Here is a 15,621-nt window from a genome sequence, read left to right as displayed (position 1 = left end):
CGCGGCGGCTCGCGCCAACCTGTCAGCCCATCTGCTGGCTCTGATCCGCGACGGGCGCTCCCACCTCGGCCAGTTTGGCCGGGTTCGAGGTGATCTCGTCGATCACGGTGTGGATGAACCGCATCTTCTCCAGCACCGGCGGTGGCAGCACGAACGGGTAGAGGTCCTGTTTGCCCATCGACCGGTTCACCATGTTCAGCGCCCAGGAAAGCGGCAGCCACAGGTCGATCAGCGTGTCGAATCCGCTGGGCCCCAGCATTCTGCGGTCGTAGGTGGCGTTCGCCGGCGCGAACCCGAACGCCGCCGCGGTGTCCAGGGTGTCGCGGATGTGGAGGTAATGCGCGAACGTCTCGGCCCAGTCCTCGGCGGGATGCATGGTGGCGTAGGAGGATACGTAATCGTCCTCCCAGCCGGCCGGGGCGCCCTCGCTGTAATGCCGGTCCAGTGCAGCCTGGTAGTCGGCGTTGGGGTCACCGAACAACTCGTGATAGCGCTGCAGGTAGTCCTGCGACGTCCCGATCAGCCGGTACTGGTAGTAGTGGCCGATCTCGTGGCGGAAGTGACCGAGCAGCGTGCGGTACGGCTCGTCCATCGAGATGCGTAACTGCTCGCGGTGAACGTCGTCACCCTCGGCGAGATCGAGTGTGATGACCCCGTTCTCGTGCCCGGTGAACACCTTCTCGAACTGACTGGAGAGCAGGTCGAACGCCAGTCCGAACTCGGGATCCAGGTCGCGGCCGACGATCGGCAGTTTGAGTTCGTGCAGCTCGGCGATGAGCCGGCGTTTGGCCCGCTCCGCGTTCGCGAACGCAACGAGCGCCATGGTGTCGGCGTCGTTGGGCCGCGTTCTGGTCAACGCGCACGACACGCACAGCTTGGCGATCGGACCCTTTTCCACCAGCCAGTTGCATTCGGCGAGATGCAGATTGGCGCACAGTTGGAACTGCCTCTCGTCGACCGCACCGGCGTGCTCGCTCTCCTCGGTCGGCGCGATCACCAGCAGCGCCATGTCGTCCAGCGAAAAGCCCAGCGCGCTACCGCAATTCAGACACACCGAGTTTTCGAACGCCAACCGCTGGCCACAGTTCGGGCACGTGAAGTCACGCATGCAGAACTCCCCCTCCATACGGCGCGACGTCGACGGACACGTCGATCGCGCTGTTCTCCGAATCGGTGTAGATGATGCCGCGCAGCGGCGGAATGTCGGCGTAGTCACGTCCGTAGCCGACCGTGACGTAGCGTTCGTCGACCATCTGGTTGTTGGTCGGGTCCAGCCCGAGCCAGACATTCTGGGGCGTCCACACCGAGGCCCACGCGTGTGTCGCGTCGACTCCCACCATGCGTTCCTTCCCGGGCGGAGGATCGGTGGCCAGATACCCCGACACATAGCAGGCGGCCAGACCATTGGCACGCAGGCAGGCGATCGCCAGCCGCGCGAAGTCCTGACATACCCCTTCCCGCGCCGCCAAAACCTCGCTCACCTTGGTCGACACCGTCGTCGACCCCGACCGGTAGGTGAAGTCGGTGTGGATCCGTTCGGTGAGGTGGCGCAGCACGTCGATCAGCGGCCGCTCCGCGGTGAAACTGGGTGCGGCGTAGGCGCGGATCTCCTCGGTGATCTCCGGCGGCTGCAGGTCGAGAGTGAACTCGGTCGCCAGGGCCCCGTCCGGGCCGACCGGACGCGCGATCTCCCACGGCGCCCGCGCCGAGGGGCCGTTGTAGAGGTCCGGCGGCGGCGGATCCACCTCGACCACCGAGCGACTGGTCACCGTCAGCACCCGATGCCGTTGCGTGACATGGAAATACGAGCTGACATTGCCCCATCCGTCGCGACTGGTGGAGCTGTCGGCCGCGTGCGGTTCCAGCACGACTTCGTGGAACAGGCACCGCTGGCGCGCCGAGTCACGCGGTGTCAGGAACCCGCGCCCGTAGGAGCTGGTGACCACATCGGAGTAGCGGTACTGGGTGCGGTGGGTGATCTCGTAGCTGCGGCCGCGGGCCGAAGCGGTGGGCCCGTCCGGGTACGCCGTCACGGAACCAGCCGCCGTTCGTGCGGGCCCCACAACGGCTGCATGTCACCGGGCAGGGACAGGTGGATCGCGGTGATCACGCTGGCGAGCTCGCGCAGGTCGCGATGGATGGCGGCCAGCAGCGCGTCGAACTCGTCGCGTCGGCCGTCCTCGCCGGCCTCCTCCAGTTCTGTCGGCTCGATGCGGCGCAAACGCGCGGCGATCTCGTCGACCATGCGCTCGGGCCGCGACGACCCCGACGCCCCGGGCAGCGACCGCAGGTGGGTGCGCAGCCGCTCCAACTGATACACCAGCGAGCGGGGATTACCGGCGTCGAACAGCACCAGTTCCGCGACACCTGCGACGTTGTAAGTGCCCGGGTTGCGGCGGCGGTAGATCACCAGCGACTCGCAGACCACCAGCGTCGACTCGGTGACGGTCTGCTCGGCGCCCGGCGTCCGCACCGTGGTCATGGTCGCCCGTAGCAGTGCGGTCATCGCGAGCGCCCGCTCGATGCGTTTGCCGATCTCGAGCATCGTCCAGCCGGCGTCGTGCACCATCGATTCGGCGACGACCCCCGACAACGTCAGCATCCCTGCCAGCGTGAGCGTGCTCGTCGACGACAGGAACGCGTCGCCTTCGGCCTTGGACTCGGGCGGGGTGTCCGGCGCATTGAGCAGTGCGCGTTCCAGCGTCGAGAGCACCATCCAGGTGTCGTTGGACATCTGATCACGCACCGCACGTGCCGCCAGCCCGAGCCGCTCCACCGAATGGGCCAGTGATCCCGGCCGGTGCCGGTCGGCGGTCAGCGACCACAGCGTCGTCGGTGCGATGGCCACCATTTCCGCATAGTCGCCGCCGGCTCCGGTGTCTGTGCCTGTGATCACACCCAGTGCGGTCAGCAGGACGGGCACGCACTCGCTGCCGTCGAGCGTGCGGCGGTACCGGTACTTGTGGTAGCGCTCCCGGGTCACAGTCAGCAATCGGGCCATGTTCTCGGCACGCTCGGCGTAGCGGCCTATCCAGAACAGGTCGGACAGCACGCGCGGCGAGCTGACCTCCTGGGTGGGGCTCGCAGTCGCCAGCTGTGGCAGCGCCGGAACCGTCTCGGCGGTGACCCGGCTGGGTGTACGGACCCAGATATCTTTGGCGGCAACTGATTTCAAACGGTATCCGTCGGCGCCAGGTGCCACCAGGTAGCCGAGGCCGCCGATCATCGGGGCATACCCGCCGCGCTGGGACACGGTGAACAGCCGCATGCCGACGCTAGCCGAGGTCAGCCCGCCCCCGAGGAAGTCGGCCGGCGCCGAGGAGAACTCGGGCAGCTCCTGACCGACCCACTGCCACGGCGCGGCGCTGATGCGTGCGGCCAACGCCTCCCGCTGCGCCGCCGACATCTGGGGACCGACGACGGTATCGCCTCCGGTGACGGGCTTGAACAGCAGCGACGACAGGTTTGCCAGCAGGTGGGAACGTTCGGTGTTGATGCCGCCCCAGTACGAGGGGGCGGTGGGTAGCAGCGGCGTCTCACCGAGCAGCTTCTCGGCCAGCTCAGGCAGGAAGCGAAGCAGCCCAGGGCTTTCCAGCACACCGCTACCGAGCGTGTTCACCACGGTCACCGCCCCGCGGCGCAGCACCTCGACGAGTCCGACCACACCGAGCCGGGAATCCGGCCGCAGGTCGAGCGGATCGGCGTAGTCGGCGTCGACGCGGCGCAGCACCACATCGACCCGCTTGAGGGTGCCCATCGACCGCATCCACAGCTTGCCGTCGCGGACCACAAGGTCGGCGCTCTCGACCAGCGGCAGACCCAGTACGCCGGCCAGGTAGGCCTGGTCGAACGCCGTCTCGGAGTGGATGCCCGGGCTGAGCACCACCACCACGGGCTCCTCGGCCGACTCCGGGGCGGCCTCGACCAGGGCCAGCCGCAGTGCCTGCGCCCAGGGCGACACCGGTTGCGGGCCGATCTGCTCGTAGAGCTCCGGGACCGCGTGAGCCACCACCCGCCGGTCGGCCAGCGCGTATCCCGCACCAGACGGCGCCTGGGTCCAGTCCGCGTTGACGACGAAGTCACCCGTGGCGCCGCGACTGATGTCGCAGCCGTGCAGGAACAGCTGGTGACGACCGGGTACCGCGATGCCGTGGGCGGCGCGGACGTACCCGGGATGGGCGAACAGCAGCTGCGGTGGCAGCGCCCCGCTGGTGATCGCGCGCCGCTCTCCATAGAGGTCGGACAGCACGGCGTCGAGTAGCCGCGACCTTTGCACCAGGCCCGCCTCCAGCCGGTCCCAGTCCGGGGCCGAGATGACCAGTGGCAGCGCGTCGAGGTGCCACGGCCCGGGCACCGCGTCGTCACCGTCGGTCTGGATGTAGGTGATCCCGTCGTTGTCGACGAGCTCCCGCACGATCGCGCGCAGCTGATCCAGACCGTCACGGCCGCGCTCCCGGACGCAGTCGGCGAGCTCCTGCCACGCCGGCCTCACTTCCCCTGCCGCGTCGACGAATTCGTCGTACCCGGTGGTCGGGCCGCCAAGCTGCGACCCGACGTCGAACAACGCCTGCTGGGCCCGCATGGTGCCGTAGGGCGCCAGCGGGTTGTCGAGATCGGTCGGTCCGGCACCCGGGTGGGGTGCCGGCGACGGTGCGGGGTAGGCCATTACTGCAGAACGGTACGCACTCGCCGCAGGTCGAGGATGCCGGGTGCGCCCACATCGGTGGATTGTCTGGCCTGCTTCTCGCGCAACTCGGCGAGATCGACCTTGCCCGGGGTGAAGCCGGTGGCCTCGAATCGCCGGGCCCGGCGCGACTCGGCCTCCACCGCGTTGACCGGGGGCGCATCGTAGGCGCGGCCCCCGGGATGGGACACGTGATAGGTGCAGCCGCCGCGGGACACCCCGGTGGCGGCGTCGATCAGCTCGAATCGCAGCGGCCCGTCCACGGTGATCGTCGGGTGCAGCGCACTCGGCGGCTGCCAGGCCCGGTATCGCACCCCGCCGACCTGGACGTCGGGGTTGTCGGTGGACAGCAGCGGCACCGGGTGGCCGTTGACGGTGACCAGGTAGCGCTGCCGGTCCGCTCCGATCAGCCGCACCTGCAGTCGCTCCACCGAGGAGTCGACGTAGCGCGCGGTCCCGCCGGCGGTGGCCTCCTCCCCCAGCACGTTCCACGGCTCGATGGCGCCGCGCAGCTCGACCTCGACACCGCCGAACACCGCGGTCCCGATGCGCGGGAAGCGGAACTCGGTGAACGGATCCAGCCAGCTGGTGTCGAATTCGATGCCGTGGGCGCGCAGGTCGGCGGCCACCTCGGCGATGTCCTGAATGATGAAGTGCGGCAATAGGTATCTACCGTGCAGGTTGGCACCGTGCCGAATCAGCGGCGCCCGCAGCGGCTCCTGCCAGAACCACGCCACCAGCGCGCGCACCAGCAGCGACTGCACCATCGCCATCTGATGGTGTGGCGGCATCTCGAAACCGCGCAGCTCCAGCAGACCGAGGCGGCCGCGCGGGCTGTCGGGGCTGTAGAGCTTGTCGATGCAGAACTCCGCGCGGTGGGTGTTACCGGTGATGTCGGTGAGCAGGTGCCGCAGGGCACGGTCGACGATCCACGGGGAGGAACCGCCCGACTCCTGGGTCAGCCGGGCGATTTCGGCGAAGGCGATCTCGAGCTCGTAGAGCGCGTCCGGGCGACCCTCGTCGACCCGCGGTGCCTGCGATGTGGTGCCGATGAACCGGCCGGCGAACAGGTAGGACAGCGCCGGGTGCCGCTGCCAGTAGGTGAGCAACGAGACCAGTAGGTCCGGGCGGCGCAGCAGCGGCGAGTCGGCCGGGGTGATTCCGCCGAGGGTGATGTGGTTGCCGCCGCCGGTGCCGCCGTGGGAGCCGTCCACGCCGAACGATTCGGTGGACAACCGTGCCTGCCGGGCCTGCTCGTAGAGCGTCTCCAATTGCGCGCACTGCTCGGCGAAGGAGCCTGTCGGTGCGACGTTGACCTCGATGACCCCCGGGTCCGGGGTGATCGTCATCGACGTGAGCCGGGCGTCGGCGGGCGGACCGTACCCTTCGATCACGACGGGACATCCGATCGCGCCGGCCGCGCTTTCGAGCCGCTCGACGAGGTCGATGAAGTGTTCCAGTTCCTCGGTGGGCGGCAGGAACACGTACAGCAGCCCGTCCCGGATCTGGGCGACCAGAGCGGTTGGCGGGAGCCGGTCGACGTCCTCGGTCTCCGGGTCTGTCGCCGCGGTCGCCACCGTGGAGCCGCGGGCCGGCAGCGGCAGCCGGCGCCGTGTCGGATCGGCGTCGAACGTGGGCCGCGGCGGCCGCCAGCTGATCGAATCCAGCGGCAGCCGCAGTCCGGCGGGCGAGTCCCCGTCCAGCAGCACGATCCGGCCGCGCCGCAAGGTCCAGTCCGCGCTCGCCCATCCTGTGTCGTCGTCACGGCGATGCAGCGGCAACACGAACGCGGCCGGTTCGGCGACCGAGGCGTCGAGTCGGGCCAGGAGTTGTGCGCGGCTGTCCGGGGTATCGCGCTCCAGGTCGTCCTGGGTCGGGACAGGCTCGCCATCGGGTTGGCGTACCGCCTTGGCGAGGCGGGCCAGCGCATCTTCATACGCCGGCCGGACCTGGGACCGCGGCAGGCCGAGTCCGTCGGCGACGGCGCCGAGCAGCCGGGCCGCGGCGTCGGGGGCAGGGGCACGGCGGTCCGGCTCCGGCTGCCAGGGGTCGGCCAGCAGCGATCCGTCAGTCCACAGCGGTTCACCGTCGGTGCGCCAGAAAATCCCGATCTGCCAGCGCGGCAACGGTTCTCCTGGATACCACTTGCCCTGGCTGCGCTGGACCAGCCCATGCGGCGCCCACACCGTCTTCAGACGAGCCGCCAGCGCGGAGGCCCGGTCCCGTTTGTGCGGCCCGTCGGCATCGGTGGTCCATTCAGGATCGACCTGGTTGTCGATCGACACGAAAGTCGGTTCACCGCCCACGGTCAGTCGGACGTCACCTGCACAGAGCCGCTCGTCCACGCGCCGGCCGAGCGCGGTGATCGCCGCCCACGACTGTTCGCTGTAGGGCAGCGTCACGCGCGGATCCTCGTGCACGCGGGTCACGACGTTGCTGAATTCCAGTGTGGTCTCGCAGGGTTCGACAGCGCCGGTGATCGGCGCGGCCGAGTCGGGATGCGGTGTCGCCGACAGCGGGATGTGCCCCTCGCCGGCGAACAACCCGGAGGTCGGGTCGAGTCCTATCCATCCCGCGCCCGGGACGTACACCTCGGTCCAGGCGTGCAGGTCGGTGAAGTCGGCGGTGGGACCGGACGGGCCGTCGAGGGCCTCGACGTCGGAGGTCAGCTGGACGAGGTAACCCGAGACGAACCGGGCGGCCAATCCGAGCTGGCGCAGGATCGACACCAGCAACCACGCGGAGTCCCGGCACGATCCGATGCCGGTGCGCAGCGTCACGTCCGGGGTCTGCACGCCGGGCTCCATCCGCACCGAATAGCCGACGTCGGCGTTCACGGCGCGGTTGAGCGCGACGAGGAAGTCGATGGTGCGGGTGCCCGGCGCGACGGTGAAGTTCTCCACCCACGCCCGGGCGAGGTCACCGGGCCCGGAGCCCGCCCCGTCCTCGTCGACGGGCCGCAGGTAGGGCTTGAGGTCTTCGGCCAGCGGACGGGGATAGGAGAAGCCGATGTGTTCGGCGTAGTCCTCGATGAAGAAGTCGAACGGGTTGACCACCTTCAGGTCGGCGATCAGGCCCACCGTGATGGTCAGGCTCCGAGTGCGCGCCGGGAACACGAGCCGGGCGACGAAATTGCCGAAGGCGTCCTGCTGCCAGTTGACGAAGTGATCGGCGGGTTCGACCTGCAGCGAATAGGCCTCGATCGGGGTGCGGGAGTGCGGCGCGGGGCGCAGCCGGACCACGTGCGGATGGACCGCGACAAGTCGGTCGAACGTGTAGCTGGTCCGATGCTCCAGGGCCACCTTGATCCCCATAGCGCTAGATCCCACCACACCGGGCAGTGCCACGCAGGATGCGTCAGGTCTGCGCGCGGCGCGGGATGAGGCTGCCCCGCGGCCGCAGCACCAGCACCAGCACGCCGGCCAGTACGACGCCGACCAGGTTCACCGTGAGCTGCGCGGCCGACATCGCGGCGACGTCCCAGTGTCCGAGGATGCCGGCGACCGCGGCGAAGCCGGCGGCGGGCACGGTGGTGACGGAAATGAACACCCCGACCAGCGCGGCGGACTTCGACGACATCAGCGACAGCATTCCCGCGGCGCCGGCCAGCAGCGCCACCACGAACGAGATCGGACCGACCCGGAAGATGAAGTCCACGTCGTGAATGTCGCTGATGGTGTCGAAGCTCAGCCACCCCACCGCCCGCCCGGCCAGCGTCACCAGCGCGGTGATGCCCATTGCCACCGGGAACCCGACGAGCAGCGCGATGAGCGCCCGCCGTGCGAGGTCCCCGCGTCGCTGCACCACCGCCACCGACAGCGCGGCCAGCGGACCGAACTCCGGCCCGAGCACCATCGCGCCCATCACCGTCACCATCGAGTCGGTGACGGCCCCGATCGCGGCCAACAGGCAGGCCAGGGTCAGGAACGTCGTGAATGTCACCGACAGCGTCGACTCCTCGCGGGTGCGGGTGATCAGTTCGTCCCACACCAGAGCGTCGGCGGGATCGCCTTCGGCTTGGTCCTCGGCCGCGTGCGCCCGGGTGGACAGCACGGTGTCGAGCACGGTCAGCGCGATCGCGCCGCGGTGCTGCACGTCGAGGCCTTTGAGTTGCTTGATCAGGTCGTTGGCGGACTCGCGGGCGATGATGGCGCTGATCTCGTCGCCGGCCGGTTCCACCGCCGCGCCCCGGTGCAACATGATGTGCGCGACGCCGACCTCGTGGCGCAGCACGGCCAGCACCTCGTCGCGCATGTCCTCGGGGACGATCACCTGCAAGTGCAGCACCGCCGCACGGTAACCGGGTGACGCACCGGAATTGAACAATCGCGCGCGAAATGTGGCGGCCCCACACATTCCTGTTATAGATTCACACTCCCGACGGCGATAACCGGCCCAATCCTGGTAGCAGATGGAGTTTTCTGTGAATTTTGAACAGGAAAAGTTTTGGTGACCCTGGACGTCAAGACCCGCCGGCAACGGATCGAACAACGCGTCCGCTCCGCCCGTGAGGTCAACTTCGCCGACCTGGCCGCCGAATTCGACGTCTCGGAGATGACCATCCGGCGTGACGTCGAGGTGCTGGAAGGTCTCGGTGTGCTGCGCCGGGTGGTGGGCGGCGCGATCGCGGTGCAGGGCAAGGACTCCGAACCCTCGTTCGCGACCCGGGTGGCCGACGCCGCACAGGAGAAGATCCACATCGCCGACGTGGTGGCCGACCTCATCGGGGTCAACGAGACGCTGATCCTGGACTCGGGCAGCACCGCGCTGGCTGTGGCGAACTCGTTGAAAGGACGCAACCTCGGTCTGACCGTGGTGACGCCGAGTGTCCTGGCGGCCGTGGCGCTGGTCGACGAACCGGACACCACCGTGGTGCTCACCGGTGGACAGCTGCGTGCGGGCGAGCTGAGCCTGATCGGGCCGAACGCCGAGGACACCCTGGCCAACTACAACTGCGACACCTATGTGATGGGCGTGGCCGGCATCGACGGCGACCGCGGAATCTCCGACTACCACCAGGCGGAGAGCCGGGTGAAGCGCGCCGCCAGCCGGCGGGCCGATCGGGTGATCGTCGCCGCGGACAAGAGCAAGCTCGGCCGGGTCACCTTCGTCAGCATCGCCGCGCTGTCCCAGGTCCAGACCATCGTCAGTGACGGCCCACCGGACCACCCCGCTCTGGTCGCCGCACGCGGCGCCGGCGTCGAGGTGATCTGCGTTGCCGCTCAAGATGATTCCTGTGCCACAGCGGCGGGCGGCGCCCGGTGAGCCGGTACACCGTCGGCGTCGACGTCGGCACCACCGGCACCAAGACGGTGCTGCTCGACACCCTCGGCGGACTGGTGGCCACCACCAACCGGGAGAACACGCTGCACTCCCGGGGACCCGGTTTCGCCGAGGCCGACCCGGCGCAGTGGTACCGCAACGTGGTCGACTCGATCCGCGAGGTGCTTTCCGCCGGCGGCGTCGCCCCCGAGCAGATCGGCGCGGTGTCCACCTCCGGCATGGTCCCGGCCGTCATCCCCGTCGACGCCTCCGGAAACCCGCTGCGGCACGCCATCCTCCAGAACGACGCCCGCGCACACCGGGAAGTCACCGACCTGGCCGCCGAGTTGTCCACCGTCGACCTGGTCAGCCTCACCGGGTCGGCGCTGACACAGCAGTCGGTGGCGCCCACGACCGTGTGGCTGCGCGAGCACGAACCCGACGTCTATGCGCGCACCGCCCACTGGGTCGGCTCCTACGACTGGGTGCTCTCGGCCCTCGGCGCTCCCGTTCACGTGGAACAGAACTGGGCGCTGGAGTCCGGGTTGTTCGCGATCGACGGTGACCTCGCTGCCGACGTCGTGCGGGCCGCCGGCCTGGACCCTGCCACGCTGGCCCCGATCCGGCGCCCCGGCACGCTGGTCGGCGAACTCAGCCGTCAGGCCGCCGACGCGACCGGGCTGCGAGCCGGCACCGCGCTGGTGGTCGGCGGTGCCGACCACGTCCTGTCGGCGTTCGCCGCAGGCGTCAACGAACCCGGTGACGCACTGGTGAAACTCGGTGGGGCGGGCGACATTCTGGTCGCCAGCGACACGAAGGTCGTCGACCGGCGACTGTACCTCGATGCGCACCCCGTCCCAGGCCACTGGCTGCCCAACGGTTGCATGGCCACCAGCGGCAGCCTGATCCGCTGGTTGCAGGCACTCATCGGCGGTCCGGAACTGACCGCGCTCGACGACGAGGCCGCCTCGCGCTCCCCCGCTGAGGTGCTCTGCCTGCCGTACTTCCTCGGCGAGAAGAGCCCGATCCACGATCCGGACCTGCGCGGCGTCTTCGCCGGCCTGCACCTCGGACACACCAGGGCGGACATGTACCGCTCGGTGCTGGAGGCCATCGCGTTCGGCTTCCGCCACCACGTCGACGTCTTCGGCGAGATCGGCATCCCGCTGCGCCGGGTGATGATCACCAACGGCGGCTCGAAATCGACGTTGTGGAAGCAGATTCACGCCGATGTGCTGGGACACCCGATGCATCCGGTCAGCGGCCACCCCGGCGCCTCACTCGGGGCCGCGGTGATCGCCGCGATCGGCATCGGCGCGCTCGACGACTGGTCCGATGCCGCCCGGTTCGTCACCCTCGACCCGCCCTACGTTCCCGACCCTCACCGCCGCGAGATCTACGCCAGCGCCTACGCCACGTGGCGCGACCTGAGTTCGGCGATGACACCGATCTCCCACGCGATCGCCCGCACCACCCGATGAAACACACGAAAGGATCACTCTGCCAATGAGAATCACGCAATGGCCCACTTCGGGGCGGAGGAGCAGGCGCCCAGGCACCGCATTCTCCGCCGTGACCGCCCTCGTCGCCGTGCTGGCCCTCGTGCTGACGGGTTGCGCGGGCAGTGGCGGACCAGACGAGGTGGAGGCCACCGGCACCGGCGAGGTGCCCACCGACGTCTCGGGCACCGTGCGGATCCTGATGGAGAACGTGCCGGACACCGACATCGTGAAGTCCATGGTCGCGGACTTCAACAAGGAGTACCCGGACGTCGAGGTCAACATCGAGTCGCTGACCTACGACCAGATGCGCGACAAGCTGGTGTCGTCCTTCCAGTCCTCGACGCCGACCTACGACCTGATCGTCGTCGACAACCCGTGGATGGTCGACTTCGCCAACGCGAAGTTCCTCCAGCCGCTCGACGCCCGCATCGACAGCACCCCGGACTACGACGCCGCCGACTTCTTCGCCCCGCTCACCGACATCACCACCGTCGACGGAACCCGCTACGCCGTGCCGTTCTACAACTACGCGCTCGGATACCTCTACAACACCGACGATCTCGCGGCGGCCAACCAGCAGGTCCCGACCACGCTCGACGAACTGGTCAGCACCAGCAAGGCCCTGAAGACCGCTGACCGCGCCGGGATCGCGATGCAGCCGCAGCGCGGCTACAAGATCTTCGAGGAATGGGGCAACTGGCTGTTCGCCGCCGGCGGCTCGATCTACGACGCCGACGGCAAGGTCACGCTGAACACCCCCGAGGCCAAGCGCGCGCTCGAGGCCTACATCGACACCTACCGCAACGCCGCGCCCGCCAACAGCCTCAACTGGAGCATGGACGAGGCCCAGCGCTCGGTGGCGGCCAATCAGTCCGCATCGATGATCAATTACAACTGGCAACTGCCCGCGCTCAACGAGCCGGGTTCCGGGCCCGCGGCCGGCAAGATCAAGCTCGCCACCATCCCCGGCGGCAAGCAGGTGCTGGGGTCGTGGAGCTGGGCGATCCCGGCGAACTCGGCCACCCCGGACGCGGCATGGGCGTTCGTGTCGTGGATCACCGCCAAGCCCAACGACGTCACCCGCACCCAGAAGGGCGGCGCGGCGATCCGCAAGAGCACCCTGCAGGATCCGGCCGTGCTCAGCGGCGGATTCGGCGAGGAGTACTACCGGACGGTCGAGCAGCTGCTGGCCGACTCGGCACCGCTGAGCCAGGGGCCCAGCGGTGAGGAGATGATCCAGGCCGTCGGCACCGAACTCAACGAGGCGGTCGCCGGAACCAAGAGCGTCGACGACGCACTGGCCGCCGCGCAGGCCGAGGCAGAGAAGATCCAGGGCTGATTCGAGTGCCCAGACCGGAAACCGACCACCCCACGAAAGGAGCGAGACCAGCCGTGAAGTCGCCCTTGAGGTTTCAGCACGGCATGGTCGCCCCCCTCGCCGCCCTCTTCGTCGGGGTGGTCGGTTTCCCCCTGCTCTACGCCGCATATCTCAGCGTCACCGACTACAAGCTGACCGACCGCGGCGCGCCGGACATCGTCGGCGCCGACAACTACGTCGCCACCTTCGCCGACAGCGCCTTCTGGGGCGCCTTCGGCACCACCGCTGTGTACGTCCTGGTGGCCGTCGGGCTGGAACTGGTGCTCGGGCTGGCCATCGCGCTCGCCCTGCAGAAGCAGCGCTGGGCGCGGGATCTGACCCGTTCGATGCTGCTGGCGCCCATGTTCATCACGCCGATCGCGGTCGGCTTGACCTTCCGGTTCCTGCTCAATGACCAACTCGGCGCGATCCCGGCGATGCTGCACGGCCTCGGAATGGACTACGACTTCTTCGGCCCCGGCCGTGCGCTGTTCACGCTGGCGTTCATCGACGTGTGGCAGTGGACGCCGTTCATGGTGCTGCTGCTGCTGGCCGGGCTGCAGTCCATCCCGAAGGAACCGCTCGACGCCGCGCGTCTGGACGGGGCCAGTGGTCTGTACGTCCTGCGCCGGGTCACCCTGCCGCTGCTGGCACCGGTGCTCGTGGTGGCGATCCTGCTGCGCTCCCTGGACGCGATGAAGGTGTTCGAGTACGTGTTCGCCACCACCCGCGGCGGCCCCGGCACCGAAACCGAGACGCTGCAGTACTTCATCTACCAGACCGGGATCCAGTTCTTCCGGCTCGGATCCGCATCCTCGATGGCGTTCATCGTGCTGGTCGTCGTTCTGGCAGTGATCGTCATCGCGTTCCGCCGCATGGAGAGGACCAAATCGCGATGACCCGTTCCTCGGTGGTCACCGTGTTGCGGGTGGCCCTGCTGTGGGCGGCGGGCATCACGGTGCTCTTCCCCATCGTCTGGATCGCCCTGGCGAGCGTGAAAACGCCCGAGCAGCTCAATGATCCCTTCCTGATCACCTTCACACCGAACTTCGCCAGCTGGCAGAACGTGCTCACCTCGGGGATCCTCGGCGCCGCCGGGCGCAGCGCGCTGGTCGCGCTGATCACCGTCGGCATCAGTGTGGTGGTCGGCAGCATGGGCGCCTACGCGATCGCCCGCTACCGGGCGGGCGGCACGCTGACCCGCTTCGGCATGCTCGCCGCGCAGGTGCTGCCGCCGGCGGTGCTGGTGTTCCCGTTCCTGACGATGGCGTACGCGCTGCGACTGACCGACACCCTGGTGCCGGTGATCTTCGCGCACCTGAGTTTCGTTCTGCCCGTGGTCACCTGGTTCCTGATCGGGTTCTTCGAGGCTGTCCCCCGCTCGCTGGAGGAACAGGCCCAGGTGGACGGCTTCAGCCGGTTCGCGGCGTTCCGGCTGGTGGTGCTGCCGCAGGTTTATCCGGGTATCGGGGCCGCAGCCATCTTCGGCTTCACACTGTCCTGGAACGATCTGTTCTACGGGCTCATCCTGGCTCCGGGTAAGGCGGCGATCCTGCCGGTGGCCATCGCAGGTTTCAACACATTCCGCGGGGTTCAGATCGGCTCGATGAGCGCGGCGATCCTCATCGCGGTCGTTCCCGTCGTCATCGCGAGCTTCTTCATCCAGCGCAAGCTGGTGCAGGGCATCAGCGGCGGCGCGGTGAAGTTCTAGACACAGATAGGTTTTTGGCACACCATGGCAACGGTCCGATTCTCCGGCGTCCAGAAGGCGTACGGAACCACCTCAGTCGTCAGCGATCTCGACCTCGAGCTGCCCGACGGGTCCTTCACGGTGCTCGTCGGCCCGTCCGGATGCGGCAAGTCGACCTCGTTGCGCATGCTGGCCGGTCTGGAGACCGTCACCTCCGGGCGCATCACCATCGGCGACCGCGACGTGACCCACCTACAGCCACGGGACCGCGACATCGCGATGGTGTTCCAGAACTACGCGCTGTACCCGCACCTGTCGGTCGCCGAGAACATCGCATTCCCCCTGCGCGCCACCAAGACCCCGCGACGTGAGGCGCTCACCCGCGCGGCGAGCATCGCCGAATCGCTGGGTCTGGGAAAACTGTTGGAGCGCAAGCCCAAAGACCTCAGCGGCGGTCAGCAACAGCGCGTCGCGATCGGCCGGGCGATCATCCGCGAGCCTTCGGTGTTCCTGTTCGACGAGCCGCTGAGCAACCTCGACGCCAAGCTGCGGGTGGAGACCAGGACCGAACTGCTGCAGATCCAGCGGCGGCTCGGCATCACGTCGGTGTACGTCACCCATGACCAGGAAGAGGCCATGACGCTGTCGGACCGCATGGTCGTCATGCGGGACGGGCACATCGCGCAGCAGGGCACCCCGCAAGAGGTGTACGCGCGGCCCGCCGACACGTTCGTCGCGACCTTCGTGGGCAGCCCGAAGATGAACCTGATCGACGGCGCCGTCGCGGGCACCGCGTTCACCGCGGGCAACGGCTTCACCCTCACCGTCGATCGGCCCCCCGCCCACGGTCCGGTCACCCTCGGGGTCCGGCCCGACGATCTGCTGCCCACCGCCGCCGAGGGTGACGGGCAGGCACGGGTGGTGCTGATCGAACATCTCGGACCACGCGCCATCGTCACGATCGACGCTCACGGCACCGAGCTGACCAGCGTGGTCGAGACCGCGCGTCTGTCGGGCATCAGCGAGGGCAGCCCGGTCGACCTGGCCGCCCGTCCGGGCGCCACCCACCTCTTCGACACCACCACCGGCCGGCGTCTGGCCGGCTGAAACAACACAGAAGAAACGA

11 protein-coding genes are annotated in these 15,621 nt (G+C 68.7%); 6 read left to right on the top strand and 5 right to left on the bottom strand.

The window, feature by feature from the left end:
* Positions 1-22: 22 nt before the first annotated feature.
* Genes KXD97_RS20815 through KXD97_RS20795 form a run of 5 tightly spaced genes read right to left on the bottom strand, consistent with a single transcriptional unit; the run spans position 23 to position 8,971 of the window.
* Positions 23-1,108 (bottom strand): putative zinc-binding metallopeptidase, encoded by a 1,086-nt coding sequence (locus KXD97_RS20815; RefSeq protein ID WP_260752065.1) that lies wholly within the window; start codon positions 1,106-1,108, stop codon positions 23-25.
* Positions 1,101-2,033, bottom strand: a complete 933-nt coding sequence (locus tag KXD97_RS20810; RefSeq protein WP_260752064.1) for a transglutaminase family protein — start codon at positions 2,031-2,033, stop codon at positions 1,101-1,103. Before KXD97_RS20810 ends, KXD97_RS20815 begins: the two co-directional genes overlap by 8 nt.
* Entirely contained in the window at positions 2,030-4,666 is a 2,637-nt protein-coding gene (locus tag KXD97_RS20805; protein WP_260752062.1) for a circularly permuted type 2 ATP-grasp protein, read from the bottom strand. Before KXD97_RS20805 ends, KXD97_RS20810 begins: the two co-directional genes overlap by 4 nt.
* Positions 4,666-7,998: a DUF2126 domain-containing protein gene (locus KXD97_RS20800; RefSeq protein ID WP_260752061.1), complete on the bottom strand. Its 3,333-nt coding sequence runs from the start codon at positions 7,996-7,998 to the stop codon at positions 4,666-4,668. The genes KXD97_RS20805 and KXD97_RS20800 overlap by 1 nt, the downstream gene beginning before the upstream one ends.
* Positions 7,999-8,041: 43 nt before the next feature.
* A complete protein-coding gene (locus KXD97_RS20795; RefSeq protein WP_260752060.1) occupies positions 8,042-8,971 on the bottom strand; it encodes a DUF389 domain-containing protein in 930 nt (309 codons plus the stop codon).
* A 159-nt stretch (positions 8,972-9,130) separates the two neighbouring features.
* On the opposite strand from KXD97_RS20795, the gene KXD97_RS20790 reads away from it, so the two are divergent.
* From KXD97_RS20790 to KXD97_RS20765, 6 genes are all read left to right on the top strand, one after another.
* The gene (locus KXD97_RS20790; protein ID WP_396884534.1) at positions 9,131-9,949 is read left to right on the top strand and encodes a DeoR/GlpR family DNA-binding transcription regulator; all 819 of its coding nucleotides are present in this window, start codon (positions 9,131-9,133) and stop codon (positions 9,947-9,949) included.
* Entirely contained in the window at positions 9,946-11,427 is a 1,482-nt protein-coding gene (locus tag KXD97_RS20785) for an FGGY-family carbohydrate kinase (RefSeq protein WP_260752057.1), read from the top strand. The genes KXD97_RS20790 and KXD97_RS20785 overlap by 4 nt, the downstream gene beginning before the upstream one ends.
* Before the next feature lie 25 nt (positions 11,428-11,452).
* Positions 11,453-12,787 (top strand): ABC transporter substrate-binding protein, encoded by a 1,335-nt coding sequence (locus tag KXD97_RS20780; RefSeq protein WP_260752056.1) that lies wholly within the window; start codon positions 11,453-11,455, stop codon positions 12,785-12,787.
* 65 nt (positions 12,788-12,852) lie between these two features.
* Positions 12,853-13,704, top strand: a complete 852-nt coding sequence (locus KXD97_RS20775) for a carbohydrate ABC transporter permease (protein WP_260758086.1) — start codon at positions 12,853-12,855, stop codon at positions 13,702-13,704.
* On the top strand, positions 13,701-14,516 hold the full coding sequence (locus KXD97_RS20770) for a carbohydrate ABC transporter permease (RefSeq protein ID WP_260752055.1): 816 nt from the start codon (positions 13,701-13,703) through the stop codon (positions 14,514-14,516). The genes KXD97_RS20775 and KXD97_RS20770 overlap by 4 nt, the downstream gene beginning before the upstream one ends.
* A gap of 24 nt (positions 14,517-14,540) precedes the next feature.
* Entirely contained in the window at positions 14,541-15,602 is a 1,062-nt protein-coding gene (locus KXD97_RS20765) for an ABC transporter ATP-binding protein (protein ID WP_260752054.1), read from the top strand.
* Positions 15,603-15,621: the final 19 nt, after the last annotated feature.

Origin of the sequence: Mycobacterium sp. SMC-8, from assembly GCF_025263565.1 — a bacterium.
Taxonomy (GTDB): Bacteria; Actinomycetota; Actinomycetes; order Mycobacteriales; family Mycobacteriaceae; genus Mycobacterium.
This window is presented reverse-complemented; position numbering and strand designations above follow the sequence as displayed.